Below are 20,493 nucleotides of genomic sequence, written 5' to 3' on the forward strand. Positions count from 1 at the left end.
GGTTGTGCTGAGGCAGTCTAAGATTCTGGCGGCGGGGCTGCTGCTCGCCGCGACGGCCGGCCTGTCGGGCTGCGGCTTCGCGCCGCTCTACGGCCAGCCCGGCGTGGTCTCCAGCCTGGCGTCGGTCGACGTCGTCGCTCCGAACGGACGCGCCGGCTTCCTGATCCGCGAGCACCTCGACGATGCGCTCGGGGTCAACCGCAGCCAGGCGCCCAGCTACCGAATGAACCTGTCGCTGAGCGAGAACCGCTACCCGCGCGGCGTGCGGATCGACAACGTCGCCACTCGCTACGAATACGTGCTGATCGCCGACTATGTGGTCAGCACCGTGCCGTCCGGCGCGGTGGCCAAGCGCGGCCGTGTGCGGGTGGAGCTGACCTACGACTCCGCCGACCAGCCCTATTCGGCGATCTCCGCCCAACAGGACGCCCAGGACCGCGCCGCCCAGGAAGCCGCCCGCCGCATCGAGCTCGAACTCGCCGCCTGGCTCGCCGCGGGGTCTGCGTCGTAATAAGGATCCGTCCGTGATCCTCTCGAAACGCCCGGATATCGAGCGCTTCCTCGGCCGGCCGGACCCGCAGATCCGCGCCGCCCTGATCTACGGCCGCGACATGGGCGTGGTGCGCGACCGCGCCAACCAGCTGGCTGGCAAGCTGGTCGAGCGGCCGGACGATCCGTTCGACGTCGCCCAGCTGACCGACGGCGACCTTGGCGAGGATCCCGCCCGGCTGGAGGGCGAGCTGGCGTCGCAGTCGCTGATGGGCGGCCGCCGGCTGGTGCGGCTGCGCTTCGGCGGCGAAAAGGCCAGCGCCGACAAGGTCGCCGCCGAGGCGCTGGTGCGGCACGCGGCCGGCGAGCTCAACCCGGACGCCTTCTTCCTGATCGAGGCCGGCGCGCTCGGCCGCGAATCCGGCCTGCGCAAGGCGGCCGAGAAGGCCGCCGGCGCGGCGGTGATCCCCTGTTACGAGGACGAACCCGGCGACGTCGCCCGGCTGGTGCGCGAGACCCTGGGCCGCGACAACCTCTCGCTCAACGCCGATGCGCTGGCGCTGTTCGTCGCCCGCATGCCGAAGGAGCGCGGCGTCGCCCGGCAGGAGATCGAGCGGCTCGCCCTCTACCTCGGCCCGGGCAGCGGCATGACCGCGACGCCGGCCGATCTCGAGGCCTTCCTCGGCGTCGAGCCGGAAGCCTCGCTGTCGGACGCCGCCGCCGACGCCTTCGGCGGCCGTCTCGCCGAGGCCCAGGCCGGCATCCGCCGCGCCCGCCAGGAAGGCGAGGCCGGGCCGGCCGCGGTGCGCGCCATCGGCCAGTACCTCGGCAAGCTCCGCCGGGTGCTGACCCTGCACAAGAGCGGCGCCGGCCTGCAGGAGGCGGCCAAGGCCTCCGGCGTCTTCTGGAAGCAGGAGCGCGAGTTCCTGCGCCAGGCGCGCAGCTGGAGCCTCGAGGAGCTCGACCGGATCCAGCCGGAGGTGCTGGCCGCCGATCGCGCCTGCAAGACCACCGGCTCGCCCGACCATCTGATCGCCGAGCGACTGGCGCTGACCATCGCCTCGCGGGCGCGGCGGTTGGGGCTGTAACTCATCATCGTCATCCCGGACGGCCTGCAAGGCCGATCCGGGACCCAGGGCGCACGGCTCCTGGGTCCCCGGCTCTGCGCTGCGCTCCGGCCGGGATGACGCGACAGTGTGAGCGAGACTACGGCCCCGCCTGGGCGTCGGTGCGGGCTTCCGAGGTCAGCTCGACCCACAGCGTGAAGCGGTCGATCCAGCGGTTGAGGAAGGCGCGGGTCTTCTCGTCGGCGACGTCGCCGGCGGCGTCGAACAACTCCGGCTTGTAGACGAAGTACACCTCCGGCTGGCCCATCAGCACCATGTCGCAGACGGTGAGCAGGGCCTTCAGCGAGTTCTGCGCCGCGCCGGTGCCGAGCGCGCCGGGCGAGGTCCCGATGATCGCCGCGGGCTTGGCTTCCCAGGAATTGTCGCCCCAGGGGCGCGTGCCCCAGTCGATGGCGTTCTTGATCGCCGGCGAGAAGTAGCGGTTGTACTCCGGGGTGACGAACAGCACCCCGTCGGCGGCGGCGAGCTCGCGCTTCATCCGCAGCACCGGCTCAGGCGGGTTTTCCCAGAGATCCTCGTTGTAGAGCGGCAGGTCGCCGATCTCGCTGAACACGAAGCGCAAGCGGTCGGCGGCGAGGCGCGCGACGCTGTCGGCGAACTTGCGGTTGATGGACTCGCGGCGCAGCGAGCCTACCAGGACGGCCACCTGCTTCACGGCTCGGGCTCCCGGACCAAGGTCGAGGGCGCGGGGCACATGCGCCCCGCGCCCGACCTGGGCCAAACGCCTGAAAGCCGCTGCGGATCGACCGTCGCCGTCAGGCGGCGACGGCCTGGGTGAACTCCGCCGCCACGTCCGGGAGCGCCGCCAGGGCCGCCTCGAGCGCCGCGGCGCGGTGATCGGGACTTATGGCGACGCCTTCGGCGCGGACGATGGTCACCTCGTCGATGCCGATCATGCGGAACAGCGCCCGCAGGTGCGGCTCGTGGAAGTCGATCGCCGCTTGCGGCGTGCCCGGGGCGTAGAGGCCGCCGCGGGCCGAGGCGATGATCACCCGCTTGCCGCCGGCCAGGCCCTCCGGCCCATTGGCGGTGTAGCGGAAGGTCTTGCCGGCCACGAGCACGCGGTCGAACCAGGCCTTCAGCTGCGAGGGGATGCCGAAATTGTACATCGGCGCGCCGATCACCACGACGTCGGCGTCGAGGAACTCGCGCAGGATCGCGCCGTCGTCGGTCGCCAGCTCGCCGAGATTGCGGCTGTCGAGGTGCGGGATCGGCTCGGCGTCGAGGTCGCGGCGGGCGACCTGCGCGCCTGGGTTCAGGTCGCGCACCGCCTGGACGATCGCGGCGGAGAGTTGGCGGCTGACCGAGGCGTCCCCGGTGATGCCGGCGTCGATGTGGAGCAGCTTCATGGTGTTCCCCTCAGGTGGGATCGAAATGACGGCTCCACACCTAGAGCTGCGACAATGAAGCGGGTAGTGAGCTAAGCCAGGACGCTTTGTTGCGTTTTCGGAACGGTGCGCGATGCGAGACCTCAACGACCTCAGCTTCTTCGCCGCGGTCGTCGCCAACGGCGGCTTCTCGGCCGCGGCCCGCGCCACCGGCGTGCCGAAGTCGCGGATCAGCCGCCGGGTCGCGGCGCTGGAAGCCCAGCTCGGGGTCCAACTGATCGAGCGCTCGACCCGGCGCTTCAAGGTCACCGACGTCGGCCAGGACGTCTATCGCCACGCGCGCGCCGCGCTCGGCGAGGCCGAGGCCATCGAGCAGGTGGTCTCGCGCTTGAAGGCCGAGCCGCAGGGACTGGTGCGGATCAGCTGCCCTCTGGACGCCGACCGGGTGCTGGGCGCGGCGCTGCCGGCCTTCCTCGCGCGCCATCCGCAGCTGCGGGTGCAGGTGATGGTCGGCAACCGCCGCGTCGACCTGATCGAGGAAGGCGTCGACATTGCGATCCGGGTGCGCGACCGGCTGGACACCGATCCCGACCTGCAGGTCCGCACCATCGCCCGCTCGGGGTTGATGCTGGTCGCCAGTCCGGCGCTGATCGCCGCCCATGGCGAACCGGCCACGCCGGGCGAGCTGCCGAGGTTCCCGACGCTCGGCCACGGCGACCGGCCGGGGCTCGACCGCTGGACCCTGGTGAACGCCGCGGGCGAGGAGACGGTGGTGCAGCACGAGCCGCGGCTGTCGGCCAGCGCCTTTCCGATCCTGCACGAGGCGGTGCTGCAGGGCGTCGGCGTCGCCATGCTGCCGGAGTGGACCTGCCGCGAGCCGCTGGCCGACGGCCGGCTGGTGCGCCTGCTGCCCGACTGGGCGGCCCGCCAGGGCATCCTGCACATGGTCTTCACCGCCGGGCGCGGGCGGCTGCCCGGGGTGCGGGCGGTGATCGAGTTCGCCGCCGAAGTGCTGCACCCGCGTTCGGCCGCCTGGGGCGCGGTGCTCTAGGGAGCTAAGCGAACCACGAAAGACACGAAAAACACGAAGGGTTCGACCGACGACGCCGGAGCTGGGGGTGGTTCGAGCTGAACCGCTTTCGCGCCTTTTGTGTCCTTCGTGGTTCAAAAAGCCTGGGTCCCCGCTTTCGCGGGGATGAGCGGGCAGTGGGTGCGGCTTCACAGGGAATGAAGGGCTGCGCCGCCGCGGCGCCTAGGCGTGGCCGCGCGGCGCAGCTAACACCAGGGCATGGCCATTGGCGTCTTCGATTCCGGCGTGGGCGGGCTGACCGTCCATCACCGTCTGGTCGAGCGGTTCCCGACCGCCGATTTCGTCTACCTCGCCGACCAGGCGAACGCCCCCTACGGCGGGCGGCCCGGGGAGGAGATCGTGGATCTCACTCGGGCCGGCTGCGAGCGGCTGTTCGACCTGGGCTGCAATCTCGTGGTGCTGGCCTGCAACACCGCTGCGGCGGTGGCGCTTCGCCGGCTGCAGCAGACCTGGCTGCCCGGCTACCGGCGCGAGCTCGGCCGGCCGGTCAACGTGCTGGGGATCATCGTGCCGACCATCGAGGCGGCGACCGGCCTGCCTTGGGAGCACGAGGCCGAGCGTCGCGGCGACAAGGTCGAGAAGCTCGACGTCCTCGGCGTCTTCTGCACCCCGGCGACTTGCAGTAGCCGGGTCTATGAGATCGAGATCGACAAGCGCCGGCAGGACGTCGCCGTCTTCTCCGAGCCCTGCCCGGAGCTGGCGCGGCTGATCGAGAGCGGCGCCGGCGCGGTCGAGCTGGCCCAGTGCGTCGAGGCCCACGCCAAGGCGTTGGCGACGCGGATCGGCCGCGCGCCGGACCGGGCGATCCTCGGCTGCACCCACTACGAGATCGTCGCCGACATGTTCCGCGCCGCCCTGCCGCCGGGCACGCCGCTGATCCACCAGCCGGACTCCACCGCCGCGGCGCTGGCCGGCTACCTCGAGCGGCATCCGGAGATCGAGCCGGGCGCCGGCGGGTCGCGCCGCTTCCTGACCACCGGCAAGCCGGGCGCTCAGCACAGCCTGGTCGAGACCTTCTGGGGCGCGCCCCTGACCTTCGAGGCGGCCTGACCTCATCCCGCGCTTGAACGGCGGGCCGGAAGGCGGTGCTATCCGGCCGTCGAGGGCAGGAGAAGCCGATGGCCTACTGGTTGGTGAAGTCCGAACCGGGGACGTACGCCTACGCCGATCTGGAGCGCGACGGCCGCACCGTCTGGGATGGCGTGCGCAACAACGCCGCGGCCCTGCATCTCAAGGCCATGAAGGTCGGCGACGAGGTGTTCTTCTACCACTCGCAGGAGGGCCTCGCGGTGGTCGGCGTGGCCAAGGTGGCGAAGGAGGCGTTTCTCGACGCGTCCGATCCCTCCGGCCGCTTCGTCGCCGTCGAGCTGGCGCCCGTGCGGCCGCTGAAGCGCCCGGTCACCCTGGCCGAGATGAAGACCGAGCCGAAGCTCGCCGAGATGGCGATGGTGCGCCAGTCGCGGCTGTCGGTCGCGCCGGTGCGTGCGGAGGAATGGGCGACGATCCTGGGGCTGGCCGGCGAGGCGTAAGCCGCGCAGGGATTTTATCACAGATTGTTGACAGCCCTCCGGACACCTTAATCGGGCGCGAAAAAGCGCTCGATTGTTTTTGGCGGATCGATAGATCGATCCTATATTGGCTGATGCTTCCAACACTGCGCCAGCTCCAGTACCTCAAGCTGCTCGCCGAGCAGGGCAGCTTCGGCCGCGCGGCCGAGGCGGCGCACGTCACCCAGCCGACCCTGTCGGCCGGCATCCAGGAACTGGAGCGGACGCTCGGCGCTCCGGTGGTCGACCGGGCGCGCTCCGGCGTGATCCTGACCTCGGTCGGCGAGGAGGCGCTGCGCCGGGCCACCGTCATCCTCAACGAGGCGGAGGAACTGGTCGAGGCGGCGAAGAACGCCGGCCAGCCGCTGACCGGGCGGTTCCGTCTGGGCGTCATTCCGACCATCGCCCCGTTCCTGCTGCCGCGCGCCCTGCCGCTGCTGCGCGACCAGTTTCCCAAGCTGCGCCTGTTCCTGCGCGAGGACCTGACCCAGCGGCTGATCGCCTCGCTGAAGGCCGGCCAGCTGGACGCGGCGTTGATCGCGCTGCCCTACGACATGGCCGGGCTCAACTGGGCGCACGTCGGCGAGGACGAGTTGATGGCCGCGGTGCCGTCCTCGCACCCGCTCGCGCGCCAGGAGTCGGCCTCGCCGGAGGCGATGGAGCGCGAGGGCCTGATCCTGCTGGAGGACGGCCATTGCCTGCGCGAGCACGCGCTCGCCGCCTGCGGCCTGAAGCCGCCGAAGGCCGCCGAGGAAGAGAGCTTCGCGGCCACCTCGCTGCCGACCCTGGTGCAAATGGTCGGCTCCGGCCTGGGCGTGACTTTCCTGCCGGCGATGGCGGTGGACGCCGGCCTGGCGCGGGCCGCGCCGATTACGGTGCGTCCGATCGATGCCGAGCACCCGAGCCGGGAGATCGTCGTCGCCTGGCGCGCCGGCTCCAACCGCGGCGTTGAAGGCAAGTTGCTGGCGGAAACCCTGCGCGCCGCCTGACGTCGGGCTCCGGACGTCATCAGCCTTAATTAACTCCTGGGGTTGCAGCCTACCCAATATGGGGAGCAGCTCATCCGGCGGCTGGCATGAGGTCGCGGCGATACGCGCCGGCGACATTCGTATGCGGCTGGTGTTCGCGGTGTTCATCGCGCTCGCCGGGGTGATCGCCGAGAAGGGCGCAGCCTGGCCGTTGATCTGGCTCGTCGCCTCGGCTGCGGCGCAGGTCACCACCTACGTCGTCGCCCGGCCGGTGCTGCGCGACCGGAGCTTCATCCCTTCGCCGCGGCGCCGACTGGCGATACTCGCCTGCGTTGCGCTCAGCGCCACCATCTTCGCCTGCGCAGGCGCCCTGTTCTGGTTCCTCTGCGGCTGGGGCGGGCGGCTGTTCGCGGTGATCATCATGGCCGGCGGCGCGCTGCACGTCGCCCTGCAGGCGGGCGCCAACGCCCGGCTGCTGTGGGTCGGCGCCGCGCCGTTCATGGTCATGCTGCAGCTCCTGCCGCTGATCTCGATCGCCACCGCTCCCGAAGCCGAGCGCGGCGTGATGGGCATGACCGCCTTCGCCGCCACCTTGTTCGTCGCGCACCTGGCGGCGGCCGGCCGGCGCAGCATCGGCAGCGCGCGCAAGCTCGAGCGCGCCCTGCGCGCGGCCCGCGGCGAGCGGCGACGGGCCGAAATCGCCAGCGCCGCCAAAAGCGACTTCCTGGCGGTGATGAGCCACGAGCTGCGCACGCCGCTGAACGGGGTGCTGGGCATGGCCCAGGCGATGGCCGCCGAGGACCTGAGCCCCGACCAACGCGAGCGGCTCGGCGTGCTCCGCCGCTCGGGCGAGAGCCTGCTGCTGCTGCTCAACGACGTGCTGGACATCGCCCAGATCGACACCGCCCGGCTGAAGCTCGATCGCCAGCCGATCGACGTCGCCGCGCTGGGGGGCCAGACCTGCACCGTCTTCGGGCCGCTGGCCGAAGCCAAGGGCCTGGCGTTCGGGGTGGACTACGCTTCCGCCGCGACGACCGCGCGGCTCGGCGACGCCACGCGCGTGCGCCAGGTGCTGCACAACCTGGTCGGCAACGCGATCAAGTTCACCCCCGCCGGGGCGGTGACGGTGACGATCCGCGGCGACGCCGGCGGGCTGACCTTCGAGGTCGCCGACAGCGGTCCCGGAATGAGCGCCGAACGGATCGACGGGCTGTTCGAACCGTTCGACGCCAGCGACGCCTCGGCCGGTCGGCGGCAGGACGGCTCCGGGCTCGGCCTGGGGATCGCCCGCGGCCTCGCGCAACTGATGGGCGGGGACGTGACGGTGCGCTCGAAGCTCGGCGAGGGCTCGGTCTTCACCGCGCGTCTCGCCCTGCCGGAAGCTGAAGACGTCGTCGAGCCGGCGGCGCTGACGGTTCCGCTCGCGGCCGAGCTGTGGCGGGCCGGCGAGCGGCTGCGGGTGCTGGCGGCGGAGGACAATCCGACCAACCGCCTGGTGCTGAAGACGCTGCTGGAGCAGCTCGGCGTCGCGGTGCACATCGTCGGCGACGGCGCCGAGGTAATCGCCGCCTGGCGCGAAGCGCCCTGGGACCTGGTGCTGATGGACATCCGCATGCCGGGGGTGGACGGGGTCGCGGCCACCCGCGCGATCCGCACCGAGGAGGCAGCGACGGGACGGCCGCGGACTCCGATCATCGCCGTGACCGCCGACGCCACCGCGCCGCAGGCCGCCGACTACCTGGGGGTCGGCATGGACGGCCTGGCCCCCAAGCCGATTCAGCTGCCGCAGCTGGTGGCGGTGATCAACGCCACGCTCGGCGCCGCGGCCGCCGAGCGGGACTTCGCCGCCGCCCGCTCCGCCGCCTGAGGCCGCGACCCCCGCGCGGCGTGCCTTCGGCGCGGTTCTCGCCTATATGTCCGCGACCATGAGCCGTCCGTTCCTCAAGATGAACGGGCTCGGCAACGACTTTGTCGTCGTCGAGGCCCGCACCGCGCCCTTCGATCCGACGGCGGCGGAGGTGCGCGCCATCGCCGACCGGACGACCGGCGTCGGCTGCGACCAGCTGGTCGCGATCCAGCCGCCGGACGCCGAGGCCGACGGCGTGGACGCGCGGGTGCGCTTCTGGAACGCCGACGGCGAGGAGGTCTCAGCCTGCGGCAACGCCACGCGCTGCGTCGGCTGGCTGCTGATGCAGTCCAGCGGCAAGGACGCGGTCGTGCTGGAGACCAAGGCCGGCCGGCTCTACGCCAGCCGCGCCGGCGAGCGGCTGGTCAGCGTCGACATGGGCGAGCCGCGCCTCGACTGGGCGCAGATCCCGCTGGCCGCAGAGCATGACACCCGCGCGCTGGACGTGAAGCTGTTCGACCATCCGGCGCTCGACGCGGCCCCCGGCTGCGTGTCGATGGGCAATCCGCACGTGGTCTTCTTCGTCCCCGACATCGCGACCGCCCCGGTCACCGAGGCCGGCCCGGTGGTCGAGCGGCATCCGCTGTTTCCCGAGCAGGTCAATGTCGGCTTCGCCCAGGTGATCGACCGCGACCGCATCCGCCTGCGCGTCTGGGAGCGCGGCGCGGGCCTGACCAAGGCCTGCGGCACCGGCGCCTGCGCGGCCTTCGTCGCCGCGGCGCGCCGCGACCTCGTCGACCGGGCCGCGACCCTCGAGCTGGACGGCGGCGAGCTTCTCATCGAGTTGCGCGACGACGGCCACGTGATCATGACCGGCCCGGCGGCCGTCGACTTCGCGGGCGAGCTCAAGTGACCGAGCACAGCCATGGGCCGGAAACCGGATCCGTCGCCGACGCGCCGGTCCGGGAAGACGAGGCGGACGGCGTCCGCATCGTCACCTTCGGCTGTCGGCTGAACGCCTACGAGAGCGAGGTCATCCGCAAGCGCGCGGCCGAGGACGGGCTTGCCGACGCGGTGGTGTTCAACACCTGTGCGGTGACCAACGAGGCCGTCCGCCAGGCCCGCCAGGCGATCCGCAAGGCCCGGCGCGAGCGGCCGGACGCCCGGTTGATCGTCACCGGCTGCGCCGCGCAGATCGACCCCGCCGCCTTCGCCGGCATGGCCGAGGTCGACCTGGTGCTGGGCAACGCCGAGAAGAGCCAGGCCGGCGCCTACGCCGCGACGCCGGAGGCCGGCCGCGTGCGGGTCAACGACATCATGAGCGTGCGCGAGACCGCCGGTCATCTGATCGACGGGCTGAAGGACCGGGCGCGGGCCTATGTCGAGGTGCAGAACGGCTGCGACCACCGCTGCACCTTCTGCATCATCCCCTACGGCCGCGGGAACTCGCGCTCGGCGGCCGCCGGCGAGGTGGTCGAGCAGGTCCGTCGGCTGACCGCCCAGGGCTATCGCGAGGTGGTGCTGACCGGCGTCGACATCACCAGCTGGGGCGCCGACCTGCCGGGCCAGCCGACGCTCGGCCAGCTGGTCGCGCGAATCCTCAAGCTGGTCCCCGAGCTGCCCCGGCTGAGGCTCTCGTCGATCGACGCCGCCGAGATCGATCCCGACCTGCTGCGCTGCCTGGGCGAAGAGCCGCGGCTGATGCCCTATCTGCACCTGTCGCTGCAGGCCGGCGACGACATGATCCTGAAGCGGATGAAGCGCCGGCACAGCCGCGCCGACGCGCTGAAACTTGCCGCCGAGGTGCGCGCCGTGCGGCCGGACACCGCCTTCGGCGCCGACCTGATCGCCGGCTTCCCGACCGAGGACGAGGCGATGTTCGCCAACACCCTGGCGCTGGTCGAACAGGCGGAACTTGCCTTCCTGCACGTCTTTCCGTTCAGCCCCCGCCCAGGCACCCCAGCCGCGCGCATGCCGCAGCTGCCGCGCGCGGTGGTCAAGGACCGCGCCGCGCGGCTGCGCGCCGCCGGCGAGGCGGCGCTGGAGCGGCACCTCGCGCGCCAGGTCGGCCGCTCCCTGACGGCGCTGGTCGAGCGCGCCGGCGTTGCCCGCGCCGAGGACTTCACCGAGATCGCCTTCGACGGCGAGGCCCAACCCGGCGCGCTGGTCGCGCTGGAGGTGACCGGCCACGACGGCAAGCGGGCGCTGGCCCGTCTGGCGCTGCGCGAGGCGGCGGAGTGAGCCTCACCGGCGGCTGTCAGTGCGGCGCCGTACGCTTCCGCGTCGAGGGCGAGCTCGGCCGCGCCAGCCTCTGCAGCTGCCGGATGTGCCAGAAGGCCTTCGCCGCCCCTTACGCCGCCCTGGTCACGGTGCGCGCCGAGCAACTGGTCTGGACCCGCGGCGCGCGCAGCCGCTTCCAGAGCTCCAACAAGGTGTCGCGCGGCTTCTGCAACGCCTGCGGCACGCCGCTGACCTTCGAGTGGGACGCGGCCAAGATCGACCTGGCGATCTGCGCCTTCGACACGCCCGATGCGGTTGCGCCGCAAGTCCAGCTGCGCGCCGCGGCGCAGCCGGCCTGGGCCGCCGGCGTCGCCAACCTGCCGGCGGGCGACAGCGCTGCGAGCGCGGCGCACGACGCCGGCGTCGTCTCCTTCCAGCACCCCGACCACGACACGGCGCAGTGGCCGTGACCGCCCATCTGTCATCCCGGTTTCGCGCAGCGAAGACCGGGACCCATGAACACGGCGCTGGCCGGCGCGGCTCGATGATCGCGACGCGCTTGCGGGATCGGGTGTTCATGGGTCCCGGACAGCCGCTTCGCGGCTTCCGGGATGACAGTTGATGAGGAAGCGCTAGAACGCCCCCATGACCGAACCCAAACGCGGCTGGTTTCAGCGGCTCACGCAAGGGCTGTCGCGCTCGTCCAAGCAGATGGGCGAGCAGATCACCAGCGTCTTCACCCAGAAGATCCCGCTCGACCAGGCCAAGCTGGACGAGCTGGAGGAGATGCTGATCGAGGCCGACCTCGGCCCGCACTCCGCCGCGCGGATCACCGAACGCTTCGCCGCCGAGAAGTTCGGCAAGAGCGTCGACGAGCAGGAGATCAAGGAGTCGCTGGCCCAGGCGATCGGCGACGAGCTGGCGCTGCGCCAGGGCGACTTCGAGCCGCTTGGCGGGACCAAGCCCTACATCGTGCTGTTCATCGGCGTGAACGGCTCGGGCAAGACCACCACGCTCGGCAAGATCGCCGCCGACCTGACCGGCCGCGGGGCCAAGGTGCTGATCGCCGCCGGCGATACCTTCCGCGCCGCCGCCGTCGAGCAGCTGAAGGTCTGGGCCGACCGCGCCGGCGCCGACTTCATGTCGCGCCCGACCGGCTCGGACGCGGCGGGCCTGGCGTATGACGCGGTCGCCCGCGGCCAGGCCGAGGGCTACGACGTGGTGCTGGTCGACACCGCCGGCCGGCTGCAGAACAAGCAAGGGCTGATGGACGAGCTCTTGAAGATCATCCGTGTGGTGAAGAAGCTCGATCCGGACGCGCCGCACGAGACCCTGCTGGTGCTCGACGCCACGGTCGGCCGCAACGCGCTGGCCCAGGAGAACATCTTCGGCAACCAGATCGGCGTCTCTGGCATCGTCATGACCAAGCTGGACGGCACCGCGCGCGGCGGGGTGCTGGTGCCGGTCGCCCAGGCCTCGGACTCGCCGATCAAACTGATCGGGGTGGGCGAGGGGATCGACGACCTGCAGCCGTTCGACGCCCACGCATTCGCCCGCTCGCTGGTCGGGCTCGAGGAGCCGGCGCAATGACCGCGCAAAGTCGCAGCTGGATCACCTATTTCGTCGACTACTTCGCGCTGGTCGCCTTCCTGATCGGCTATTTCGCCACCGGCCGCGACCTGCAGCAGGCGACCTGGGCGCTGGTCGCCGGCTCGGCCGTCGCGCTGATCGTCGGCTTCGCCGTCGAGCGGCGGATCGCGCCGTTCCCGGCGCTGGCCGGCGGCGCGGCGCTGCTGTTCGGCGGGCTGACGCTGATCTTCCACGACGCCCGCTTCCTGAAGATGAAGCCGACGGTGATGAACCTGGCGTTCGCCGGGCTGATGTTCGGCGGCTTGGTGCTGCGCAAGCACCCGCTGAAGCTGCTGTTGGGCGACGCCTTCGAGATGCCGGAGGCGGCCTGGCGCAAGCTGACCCTGCGCTACGGCGTCTTCTTCGCCGCCCTGGCCGGGCTGAACGAATTCGTCTGGCGCACCCAGACCGAGGCGACCTGGGTGCTGTTCCGCTTCCCGGGCCTGATGCTGGTCACCCTGGTGTTCAGCCTGACCCAGGCGCCGTTCCTGATGAAGTACGTCAAGGGCGCCGAGCTGCCGCCGCCGCCTGTGGAATAGGCGCCGCGCCGCTTACGTTGCGGCGCGGAGATCATCTGTCGTCAAACAGACGCATTGAACCACTACCTTGGCGGGCGTCAGCAGAGGACGGCGACGCATGGCAAAGAGCAAGTCGGCGAAGGACGCATCCGCGCTCGAGCGCTCGCCCAGCCACCTGCTGCATCGCGCGGTGCAACTCGCGCTCGACGTCTACGCCGAGGAAATGGGGGCGGGCGCGATCACCCAGCGCCAGTTCGCGGTGCTGGCCGCCGTCGCCGAGCATGACGGCGCGACCCAGACGGACCTGGTCCGGCTCACCGGCATCGACCGCTCGACCATGGCCGAGATGGCCGCCCGGCTGATCGCCAAGGGGCTGCTGGAGCGCCGCCGCTCGCCGTTCGACGCCCGCGCCAATGCGGTCAGCCTGACCGACGCCGGACGGGCGACGCTGGAGGCGGCGCGGCCGAAGATGGCCGCGGCCGACGCCCGGCTGCTGAAGCTGATCTCCGGCGGCGGCCGGCGCCAGGCGTTCGTCGGCCTGCTGCAGGACCTGATCGCCGGGGCCGAGGCGCAGGCGCGCAAGCGCGGCAAGGCGGAAACCAAGCCGGTCGCCGGGGCCAAGTCGGAGGGTGCCGAGGTGGTCTCGGTCGAGGCGCTGCTGAAGAAGAAGAAGAAGAAGGCGAAGAAGGAAGCGGCCTGAGGCCCGGTCTCAGCCGGCGCGGCCAGCCCGCTTCGGCCAGCTCACCGCGGAGCGGCTCAAGAACGGCGAGTTCAGCCGATCGTACGAGACCGGCGGCAGTCGGCGCAGCATGAGTTCGAGCATCTCGCCGCCCTCAGCCTCGGCCGGGGGCGCTTCGTCGCAAAGCTCACGCCACAAGGCCGCGGCTTCCGCTTCGATCCGCGCAGTGCGGCTGCTCATGGGAACCACCTATGGATCACGGGCAGGCTAACTCCCGCCCATGGAACAGCGTTCCGCGTTAAAGAAAGTTAAATTTGAACGCGTTAGCCGCGCATTAGCTACGCTTTGGCCGCAGATTAGACCCGGATGTCGAGCAGCGAGCCCGGACGCAGCGGGCGCGCGGGCGGCTCGACAGGGGCCTGAACCCGCTTTTGTACAGGGGCGGCGGCGCTCGCCGCGGCGGAGCTGGCAGCCGGCGGATTGCCGGCAGCGAGGTCGAAGAAGGCGCGGGCGGCCGACCGGGCGCCGGCCGGCTGCGGCGTGGCGGCCGGGTGGCCGAGCGACGGAAGGTTCGGGCGGATGGCGGTCACCGGCGGCCCCGATCATGGTTAACCTAGGCTTACCGTCTGAGCCGCTATGGTTAGCGAAAGGTTAACGCAGCCGCGCCGCCAGCTTGTCGACGTCGAGTTGGGTGATCGGGCCGGTGTGCTTGTCGAGGATCACCCCGTCGCGGCCGACCAGGAAGGTCTCCGGCACGCCGGTGACGCCGAACTCGATCCCCGCGCGGCCGTCGTGGTCGACCAGCCGCTGCACGTAGGGGTCGCCGACCCGGGCGAGGAAGACCTGGGTCTTCGACGGCGCGTCCTTGTAGGAGACGCCGACGATGCGGACGCCCTGGGCGGCGAGCGCGTTGAGCTGCGGGGCCTCGACCTCGCAGGGCGCGCACCAGGAGGCGTAGAAGTTGACCATCACCGGGCCCTTCGCGGTCAGCTCGCGCAGCTGCACCGGCTTGCCATCCTCCAGCGCCGGCAGGGCGAGGTCCGGCATCGGCCGGCCGACCAGGGCCTTCGGCTGCACCTGCGGGTCGTGCTTGAGGCCATAGAAGGCGAACAGCGCACCCAGGCCGATCAGCACCACCAGCGGCAGCAGGGTCAGCCAGCGGGTCACTTGCGTTGCAGCTCCTCGGCGCGACGGCGCCAGCGCCGGGCGTAGCCCAGCGCGCTGACGATCAGGCCGGCGAAGACCGCCGCGGTGATCAGATAGGCCGGCCAGATGTAGGCGGCGTACTTGCCGAAATCGAGGTCGGGCATCGGGGTCAGGCTCTCGCCGCGCGGACGGCCGCGACCTCGGCCCGGCGGCGCCAGACCTCGCCGCGGATCCGCACCAGCCACAGCGCGCCGAAGCCGGTCAGATAGGCCAGGTTCATCAGCCACAGCGGAGCGGCGTAGACCGGCGCCAGCGCGCCCTTGGTCATCATCGTCGAACCCTGGTGCAGGGTGTTCCACCAGTAGACGCTGAAGTGGACGATCGGCAGGTTGACCAGGCCGACCAGCGCCAGGATCGCGGCGGCCCGCGCGCCCTTGGTCTCGTCGTCGATCGAGGCCCGCAGCGCCAGATAGGCGATGTAGAACAGGAACAGCACCAGCACCGAGGTGAGCCGGGCGTCCCACACCCACCAGGCGCCCCACATCGGCCGGCCCCACAGCGAGCCGGTGACCAGCGCCAGGAAGGTCAGCGCCGCGCCGATCGGCGCGCAGGCCTGGGCGGCGGCGTCGGCCAGTGCATGGCGGAACACAAGCGCCAGCAGGCTGGCGACGCCGAGGCAGACGTAGACGAACATCGCCATGATCGCCGCCGGCACATGGATGAACATGATCTTGACGGTGGCGCCCTGCTGGTAGTCCTCCGGCGCGGTCAGGCCGAACCACAGGCCGGCCAGCGCCAGGGCGACGGCGAGCGCGCCCAGCAACGGCGCGGCCCAGCGCGAAAACGCCATGAACCGCTCGGGGTTGGCGAGGAAGGCGGGCGCCGGGATCATGCTGCGGGCTTAGCTCCCCGCAGCGGAGGCGGCAAGGGCGCCCGCCGTCAAGCTAGCCGAAGCGCTTGCCCGGACCGTCGCCATGCCCGTGACCGCCACGCCCATGGCCGCCGCCGTGGCCGCCGCGCTCCTCATGCAGGGCGTCGAAGGCGCGCTGCTGGGCCGGGGACAGCTGGGCGTAGAAGCGCTTGGTCGCCTCCGCCCGGCGGGCGAACTGAGCCTGCCGCTCGGCCATCCGCGCCTGCATGCGGTCGAGCCGCTGCGGCGTGGTCAGGGTGTCGGCCGAGGTCCGCTCGGCGCGGCGACGCTCCATCTGCGCCGGATCCGGCCGCATGGCGTCGACGAAGCTGCGCAGCGCCGGCTCTTGGTCGGGACGCAGCTGCAGCACCGCGCGCAGCCGCTCGCTGCGCTGCTGAGCCATCTGCGCCGGGTCGGGGCGCTGCCATCCCCGGCCGTCGGCGGGCGCCGGGCCGGGCGTCGGCGCTGGTTGGGCGAGGCTCGCGGCGGTCGCCGTCAGCGCGATCGCGCCTGCGAGCGCCAGGGTGGAGAGTTTCATCGAAAGGTCCTCGTGCGCTGTCCCTCGCGAGCTTTCACGCGAGGCCGGCGACCTTCCGTCGCCAACCGCCCCAATTTCGTCACGGCCCGGCTTGTCCCAGGCCAAACCACTGGGGTCGGGGCTAGGACAGGGCGTTCCGGCAGGCCGCCGCCATCGCCAGCGGACCGAGCGCGACCGCGGCCGCGGCGTAGGCGCAAAGCAGCGCGAAGCCGGCCTGCCACGGCAGGCCGCCGGCCAGGGCGTCGAGCGCGCCGCCGCCGAAGATAACCGGCGGCACGAACAGCGGCAGGACGATCACCGCGGTCAGCAGGCCGCCGCGCCGCGCGCCCAGGCTGAGCGCCGCGCCGATCCCGCCGACGAAGGCGAACGCCAGGCCGCCGGCCAGCGCACAGGCGAAGATCAGCGGCGCCAGCTCGACCCGCGCGCCCAGCCCCAGCGCCGCCACCGGCGCGGCCAGCGCCAGCGGCGCGCCCGCCGCCAGCCACTGGCCGAGGCATTTGGCGGCGCAGGTCAGCTCCAGCGGCACCGGCGACAGCACCAGCAGGTCGAGCGCCCCGTCCTCGTAGTCCCGCTCGAACAGCCGCTCGAGCGACAGCAGCGAGGCCAGCGCCAGCGCCACCCAGGCGACGCCGGCGGCGACAGCGGCCAGCCGCTGCGCCTCCGGGCCGATCGCCAGCGGCATCAGGGTGGCGACCCCGGCGTAGAAGCCGACGCTGACCAGCGGCCCGCCGCCGCGGCCCCAGGCCAGCGTCGTCTCGCGGGCGAGCAGGGCGGTGAAGCGGCTCATGGGCGCGCCTTCAGGCGCCGCGTCGGCTGCGAGCCCCCTCCACCCCTTCGGGGTCCCCCTCCCCCAACGGGGGAGGAGAACGAAGCTGCAGCGGCGCCTCTCCTCCCCCGTTGGGGGAGGGGGACCGCGAAGCGGTGGAGGGGGCCGCCGCTTCCGCGGCGGAGCAGGACGGCGGCCATGGTCATGCCAGCTCCAGCGTCTTGGCCGGAACCGGCAGCGGGTCGTGGACCGCGGCCAGGATCAGGCCGCCGCCGTCGAGGTGGGCGGCCATCAGCTCGCCGAAGCAGGCGCGCCAGCCGGCGTCGAGCGGGCTGAGCGGCTCGTCGAGCAGCCACAGCGGCCGCGGGGCGGCGAGCAGCCGGGCGAGCGCCAACCGGCGCCGCTGGCCGGCCGACAGCCGGCGGATCTCCAGGTCGAGCAGGGTCTCCAGCTCCAGCGCCTGGGCGGCCTTGGCGGCGCCGCCCTCGGGCGCGCCGTCCCAGCGGGCCCAGAAGGCCAGCTCCTCGCGCGCCGTGCGCGCCGGCTTCAGCCCGTCCTGGTAGCCCTGAAAATGCAGGCCTGCGGCGCGCGCCTCGGCCGGGTCGGCGTCGCCGAAGGCGATCTCGCCGGCCTCCAGCCGCACCAGGCCGGCGACCGCCCGCAACAGGCTGGTCTTGCCGACGCCGTTCGGTCCGGTCAGCGCGCAGGCCTCGCCCGGCGCGAGCCCCAGCGAGACGCCTTCGAACAGCTGCCGGCCGCCGCGGCGGATGGCGACGTCCGCCAGGCGCAGCTGCCCGATCACCGCCATATCCGGTCCCTGGCGCAGCTAAGGAACGCGCGTGCATGGACGGGGGGAGATCCGGGGTCTATGAAGCGCCCGGCCGTCGTCGCCCTGGGGGACGTACGCCGCGCGGGGGCGGAACCTGTGTGTCCGCCTTCTGAAGCGCGCGATCCCCGAGGGTGTCTTTGGGCGGCTGGGAACAGAGAGAGGATCCCTCGTTATGGCGTCTAACGACAGCCTGAAAACCCGCCGCGAACTCGCGGTGGGCGATAAGACTTACGCTTACTACAGCCTTCGCGCGGCGGAGGAAGCCGGACTTTCGGGCATCTCCCGCCTGCCGATCTCTATGAAGGTTCTGCTGGAGAACCTGCTGCGCAACGAAGATGGCGACACCGTCAACCCGGAAGACCTGAAGGCGATCGCCGCCTGGGTCGAGAACAAGGGCGCGGTCGAGCACGAGATCAGCTTCCGCCCGGCGCGGGTGCTGATGCAGGACTTCACCGGCGTGCCGGCGGTCGTCGACCTGGCCGCGATGCGCGACGCCATGGTGGCGCTGAACGCCAACCCGGAAAAGATCAACCCGCTGAACCCCGTCGACCTGGTCATCGACCACTCGGTGATGGTCGACAACTTCGGCACCTCCAAGGCCTTCGGCGAGAACGTCGAGCGCGAGTACGAGCGCAACATCGAGCGCTACCGCTTCCTGCGCTGGGGCTCCTCGGCCTTCAACAACTTCCGCGTCGTGCCCCCGGGCACCGGCATCTGCCACCAGGTCAACCTCGAGTACCTGGCGCAGACCGTCTGGACCAATGACGACGAAGGCCAGACCGTCGCCTACCCGGACACCGTGGTCGGCACCGACAGCCACACCACCATGATCAACGGCCTGGCGGTGCTGGGCTGGGGCGTCGGCGGCATCGAAGCCGAAGCAGCCATGCTCGGCCAGCCGATCCCGATGCTGATCCCGGAAGTCATCGGCTTCCGCCTCGACGGCAAGCTGCCGGAAGGCGCGACCGCGACCGACCTGGTGCTCACCGTCACCCAGATGCTGCGCAAGAAGGGCGTGGTCGGCAAGTTCGTCGAGTTCTACGGCGAAGGCCTCGCCAACCTCACCCTGGAAGACCAGGCGACCATCGCCAACATGGCTCCGGAATACGGCGCCACCTGCGGCTTCTTCCCGGTCACCCGCGCGACCATCGACTTCCTGAGCGCCACCGGCCGTGACGCCGACCGCGTCGCCCTGGTCGAGGCCTACGCCAAGGAACAGGGTCTGTGGCGCGAGCCGACCGATCCGGAACCGGTGTTCACCGACACCCTCGAGCTCGACATCGGCTCGGTGCAGCCGTCGCTGGCCGGCCCGAAGCGTCCGCAGGACCGGGTGCTGCTGTCGAACGCCGCGGCCGAGTTCAAGGCCGCCCTGGCCGGCGACTTCGGCAAGGCCGACACCGCGACCCAACGCTATCCGGTCGAAGGCGCGAAGTTCGACGTCGGCAACGGCGACGTGGTGATCGCCGCGATCACCTCGTGCACCAACACCTCCAACCCGAGCGTGCTGATCGCCGCGGGCCTGGTCGCCAAGAAGGCGGTCGAGAAGGGCCTGACCGTGAAGCCGTGGGTGAAGCCGTCGCTGGCCCCCGGGTCGCAGGTCGTCACCGACTATCTGAAGGCCGCCGGCCTGACGAAGTCGCTGGACGCGCTCGGCTTCAACCTGGTCGGCTACGGCTGCACCACCTGCATCGGCAACTCCGGCCCGCTGCCGGAAGCGATCTCCGACGCGGTGCAGAAGAACGACCTGGTCGCGGTCAGCGTCCTTTCGGGCAACCGTAACTTCGAAGGCCGCGTGAATCCGGACGTGCGCGCCAACTACCTGGCCTCGCCGCCGCTGGTGGTCGCCTACGCCCTGGCCGGCTCGATGCAGATCGACCTCGCCAACGACCCGATCGGGACCGGCAAGGACGGCGCGCCGGTCTACCTGAAGGACATCTGGCCGACGAGCGAAGAGGTCGCCACCCTCCAGCGCAAGCACGTGACGAACAAGATGTTCGCCACCCGTTACGCCGACGTCTTCAAGGGCGACAAGAACTGGCAGGGCATCAAGGTCGCCGGTGGCCAGACCTACACCTGGGACACGGGCTCCACCTACGTGCAGAACCCGCCCTACTTCCAGGACATGCAGATGGAGCCGGCGCCGGTGACGGACATCGTCGAGGCCCGCGTCCTCGGCGTGTTCGGCGACTCGATCACCACCGACCACATCTCGCCGGCCGGTTCGATCAAGGCCAGCTCGCCGGCGGGCGTCTACCTGAGCGCGCATCAGGTGCCGACCTCGGAGTTCAACTCCTACGGCGCGCGCCGCGGCAACCACGAAGTGATGATGCGCGGCACGTTCGCCAACATCCGCATCCGCAACAAGATCACGCCGGAGATCGAAGGCGGCGTGACCAAGCACTTCCCGTCCGGTGAGACCATGTCGATCTACGACGCGGCCATGCGCTACCAGGCCGAAGGCCGTCCGCTGGTGGTCTTCGCGGGCAAGGAATACGGCACCGGTTCGTCGCGTGACTGGGCGGCCAAGGGCACCAAGCTGCTGGGCGTCCGCGCGGTCGTCGCCGAAAGCTTCGAGCGCATCCACCGCTCGAACCTAGTCGGCATGGGCGTGCTGCCGCTGCAGTTCACCCAGGAAGGCTGGCACAAGCTGGGCCTGAACGGCGAAGAGATCGTCACCATCCGTGGCCTGACCGATCTCGCGCCGCGCAAGCAGCTGATCGTCGAGATGTACCGTCCGACCGACGGCCGCATCGCCCGCTTCCCGGTCCGTTGCCGGATCGATACCCCGACCGAGCTTGAGTACTTCAAGAACGGCGGGGTCCTGAACTACGTTCTGCGCAACCTCGCGAGCCAGGGCTGATCT

Annotated in this window: 24 protein-coding genes; 14 read left to right on the forward strand and 10 right to left on the reverse strand. The window is 71.4% G+C overall.

From position 1 onward, the window contains the following. The first annotated feature begins 4 nt into the window (after positions 1-4). Positions 5-511 carry an LPS assembly lipoprotein LptE gene (gene lptE / locus ACSQ14_RS01455; protein WP_436009001.1) on the forward strand — a complete coding sequence of 169 codons (507 nt, stop codon included), beginning with the start codon at positions 5-7 and terminating at the stop codon, positions 509-511. Positions 512-524: 13 nt separating this feature from the next. Continuing rightward, the gene (gene holA / locus ACSQ14_RS01460; RefSeq protein WP_436009003.1) at positions 525-1,577 is read left to right on the forward strand and encodes a DNA polymerase III subunit delta; all 1,053 of its coding nucleotides are present in this window, start codon (positions 525-527) and stop codon (positions 1,575-1,577) included. 118 nt (positions 1,578-1,695) lie between these two features. On the opposite strand, the gene ACSQ14_RS01465 is transcribed toward holA, so the two are convergent. Beyond that, complete coding sequence (locus tag ACSQ14_RS01465; RefSeq protein ID WP_436009005.1) at positions 1,696-2,271, reverse strand: NADPH-dependent FMN reductase; 576 nt, start codon at positions 2,269-2,271, stop codon at positions 1,696-1,698. A 100-nt stretch (positions 2,272-2,371) separates the two neighbouring features. After that, positions 2,372-2,965, reverse strand: coding sequence for an FMN-dependent NADH-azoreductase (locus tag ACSQ14_RS01470; RefSeq protein ID WP_436009007.1), 594 nt, complete (start codon positions 2,963-2,965; stop codon positions 2,372-2,374). A 112-nt stretch (positions 2,966-3,077) separates the two neighbouring features. Between ACSQ14_RS01470 and ACSQ14_RS01475 the strand changes: the two genes are divergently transcribed. The 11 genes from ACSQ14_RS01475 to ACSQ14_RS01525 all read left to right on the forward strand — a co-directional run bounded on the left by ACSQ14_RS01475 (position 3,078) and on the right by ACSQ14_RS01525 (position 13,462). Beyond that, complete coding sequence (locus tag ACSQ14_RS01475; RefSeq protein ID WP_436009009.1) at positions 3,078-3,995, forward strand: LysR substrate-binding domain-containing protein; 918 nt, start codon at positions 3,078-3,080, stop codon at positions 3,993-3,995. 237 nt (positions 3,996-4,232) lie between these two features. After that, complete coding sequence (locus ACSQ14_RS01480) at positions 4,233-5,084, forward strand: glutamate racemase (RefSeq protein WP_436009011.1); 852 nt, start codon at positions 4,233-4,235, stop codon at positions 5,082-5,084. 68 nt (positions 5,085-5,152) lie between these two features. Beyond that, positions 5,153-5,563, forward strand: a complete 411-nt coding sequence (locus ACSQ14_RS01485; protein ID WP_436009013.1) for an EVE domain-containing protein — start codon at positions 5,153-5,155, stop codon at positions 5,561-5,563. A gap of 110 nt (positions 5,564-5,673) precedes the next feature. Further along, complete coding sequence (locus ACSQ14_RS01490; protein WP_436015321.1) at positions 5,674-6,570, forward strand: hydrogen peroxide-inducible genes activator; 897 nt, start codon at positions 5,674-5,676, stop codon at positions 6,568-6,570. Positions 6,571-6,628: 58 nt separating this feature from the next. Continuing rightward, positions 6,629-8,416, forward strand: a complete 1,788-nt coding sequence (locus ACSQ14_RS01495) for an ATP-binding protein (protein WP_436009015.1) — start codon at positions 6,629-6,631, stop codon at positions 8,414-8,416. 58 nt (positions 8,417-8,474) lie between these two features. After that, positions 8,475-9,308 (forward strand): diaminopimelate epimerase, encoded by an 834-nt coding sequence (gene dapF, locus ACSQ14_RS01500; RefSeq protein ID WP_436009018.1) that lies wholly within the window; start codon positions 8,475-8,477, stop codon positions 9,306-9,308. Positions 9,309-9,385: 77 nt separating this feature from the next. Then, entirely contained in the window at positions 9,386-10,636 is a 1,251-nt protein-coding gene (mtaB, locus tag ACSQ14_RS01505; protein WP_436015323.1) for a tRNA (N(6)-L-threonylcarbamoyladenosine(37)-C(2))-methylthiotransferase MtaB, read from the forward strand. Continuing rightward, the gene (locus ACSQ14_RS01510; protein ID WP_436009020.1) at positions 10,633-11,085 is read left to right on the forward strand and encodes a GFA family protein; all 453 of its coding nucleotides are present in this window, start codon (positions 10,633-10,635) and stop codon (positions 11,083-11,085) included. The genes mtaB and ACSQ14_RS01510 overlap by 4 nt, the downstream gene beginning before the upstream one ends. Positions 11,086-11,260: 175 nt before the next feature. Then, positions 11,261-12,205, forward strand: a complete 945-nt coding sequence (gene ftsY / locus ACSQ14_RS01515; RefSeq protein ID WP_436009022.1) for a signal recognition particle-docking protein FtsY — start codon at positions 11,261-11,263, stop codon at positions 12,203-12,205. Continuing rightward, on the forward strand, positions 12,202-12,783 hold the full coding sequence (locus ACSQ14_RS01520; protein ID WP_436009024.1) for an inner membrane-spanning protein YciB: 582 nt from the start codon (positions 12,202-12,204) through the stop codon (positions 12,781-12,783). Before ftsY ends, ACSQ14_RS01520 begins: the two co-directional genes overlap by 4 nt. Positions 12,784-12,880: 97 nt before the next feature. Then, a complete protein-coding gene (locus tag ACSQ14_RS01525; RefSeq protein ID WP_436009026.1) occupies positions 12,881-13,462 on the forward strand; it encodes a MarR family winged helix-turn-helix transcriptional regulator in 582 nt (193 codons plus the stop codon). Between the two features lie 9 nt (positions 13,463-13,471). Here ACSQ14_RS01525 and ACSQ14_RS01530 read toward each other — a convergent pair whose 3' ends face one another. The 8 genes from ACSQ14_RS01530 to ccmA all read right to left on the reverse strand — a co-directional run bounded on the left by ACSQ14_RS01530 (position 13,472) and on the right by ccmA (position 17,603). Beyond that, positions 13,472-13,681, reverse strand: a complete 210-nt coding sequence (locus ACSQ14_RS01530; RefSeq protein WP_436009028.1) for a hypothetical protein — start codon at positions 13,679-13,681, stop codon at positions 13,472-13,474. A gap of 116 nt (positions 13,682-13,797) precedes the next feature. Then, positions 13,798-14,031 (reverse strand): hypothetical protein, encoded by a 234-nt coding sequence (locus tag ACSQ14_RS01535; RefSeq protein WP_436009029.1) that lies wholly within the window; start codon positions 14,029-14,031, stop codon positions 13,798-13,800. Positions 14,032-14,092: 61 nt separating this feature from the next. Continuing rightward, on the reverse strand, positions 14,093-14,608 hold the full coding sequence (locus tag ACSQ14_RS01540) for a DsbE family thiol:disulfide interchange protein (protein WP_436009031.1): 516 nt from the start codon (positions 14,606-14,608) through the stop codon (positions 14,093-14,095). Beyond that, complete coding sequence (gene ccmD, locus ACSQ14_RS01545) at positions 14,605-14,751, reverse strand: heme exporter protein CcmD (RefSeq protein WP_436009033.1); 147 nt, start codon at positions 14,749-14,751, stop codon at positions 14,605-14,607. Before ccmD ends, ACSQ14_RS01540 begins: the two co-directional genes overlap by 4 nt. Positions 14,752-14,756: 5 nt before the next feature. Continuing rightward, positions 14,757-15,479, reverse strand: coding sequence for a heme ABC transporter permease CcmC (ccmC, locus tag ACSQ14_RS01550; protein WP_436009035.1), 723 nt, complete (start codon positions 15,477-15,479; stop codon positions 14,757-14,759). Positions 15,480-15,531: 52 nt separating this feature from the next. Further along, positions 15,532-16,035, reverse strand: coding sequence for a Spy/CpxP family protein refolding chaperone (locus tag ACSQ14_RS01555; protein ID WP_436009037.1), 504 nt, complete (start codon positions 16,033-16,035; stop codon positions 15,532-15,534). Between the two features lie 121 nt (positions 16,036-16,156). Further along, entirely contained in the window at positions 16,157-16,822 is a 666-nt protein-coding gene (gene ccmB, locus ACSQ14_RS01560) for a heme exporter protein CcmB (protein ID WP_436009039.1), read from the reverse strand. 181 nt (positions 16,823-17,003) lie between these two features. Beyond that, positions 17,004-17,603, reverse strand: coding sequence for a heme ABC exporter ATP-binding protein CcmA (gene ccmA / locus ACSQ14_RS01565; protein ID WP_436015325.1), 600 nt, complete (start codon positions 17,601-17,603; stop codon positions 17,004-17,006). Between the two features lie 199 nt (positions 17,604-17,802). Between ccmA and acnA the strand changes: the two genes are divergently transcribed. Beyond that, the gene (gene acnA, locus ACSQ14_RS01570) at positions 17,803-20,490 is read left to right on the forward strand and encodes an aconitate hydratase AcnA (RefSeq protein ID WP_436009041.1); all 2,688 of its coding nucleotides are present in this window, start codon (positions 17,803-17,805) and stop codon (positions 20,488-20,490) included. The last annotated feature ends 3 nt before the right edge of the window (positions 20,491-20,493 follow it).

Origin of the sequence: Phenylobacterium sp. LjRoot219 (assembly GCF_964252995.1) — a bacterium.
Classification (GTDB): Bacteria; Pseudomonadota; Alphaproteobacteria; order Caulobacterales; family Caulobacteraceae; genus Phenylobacterium.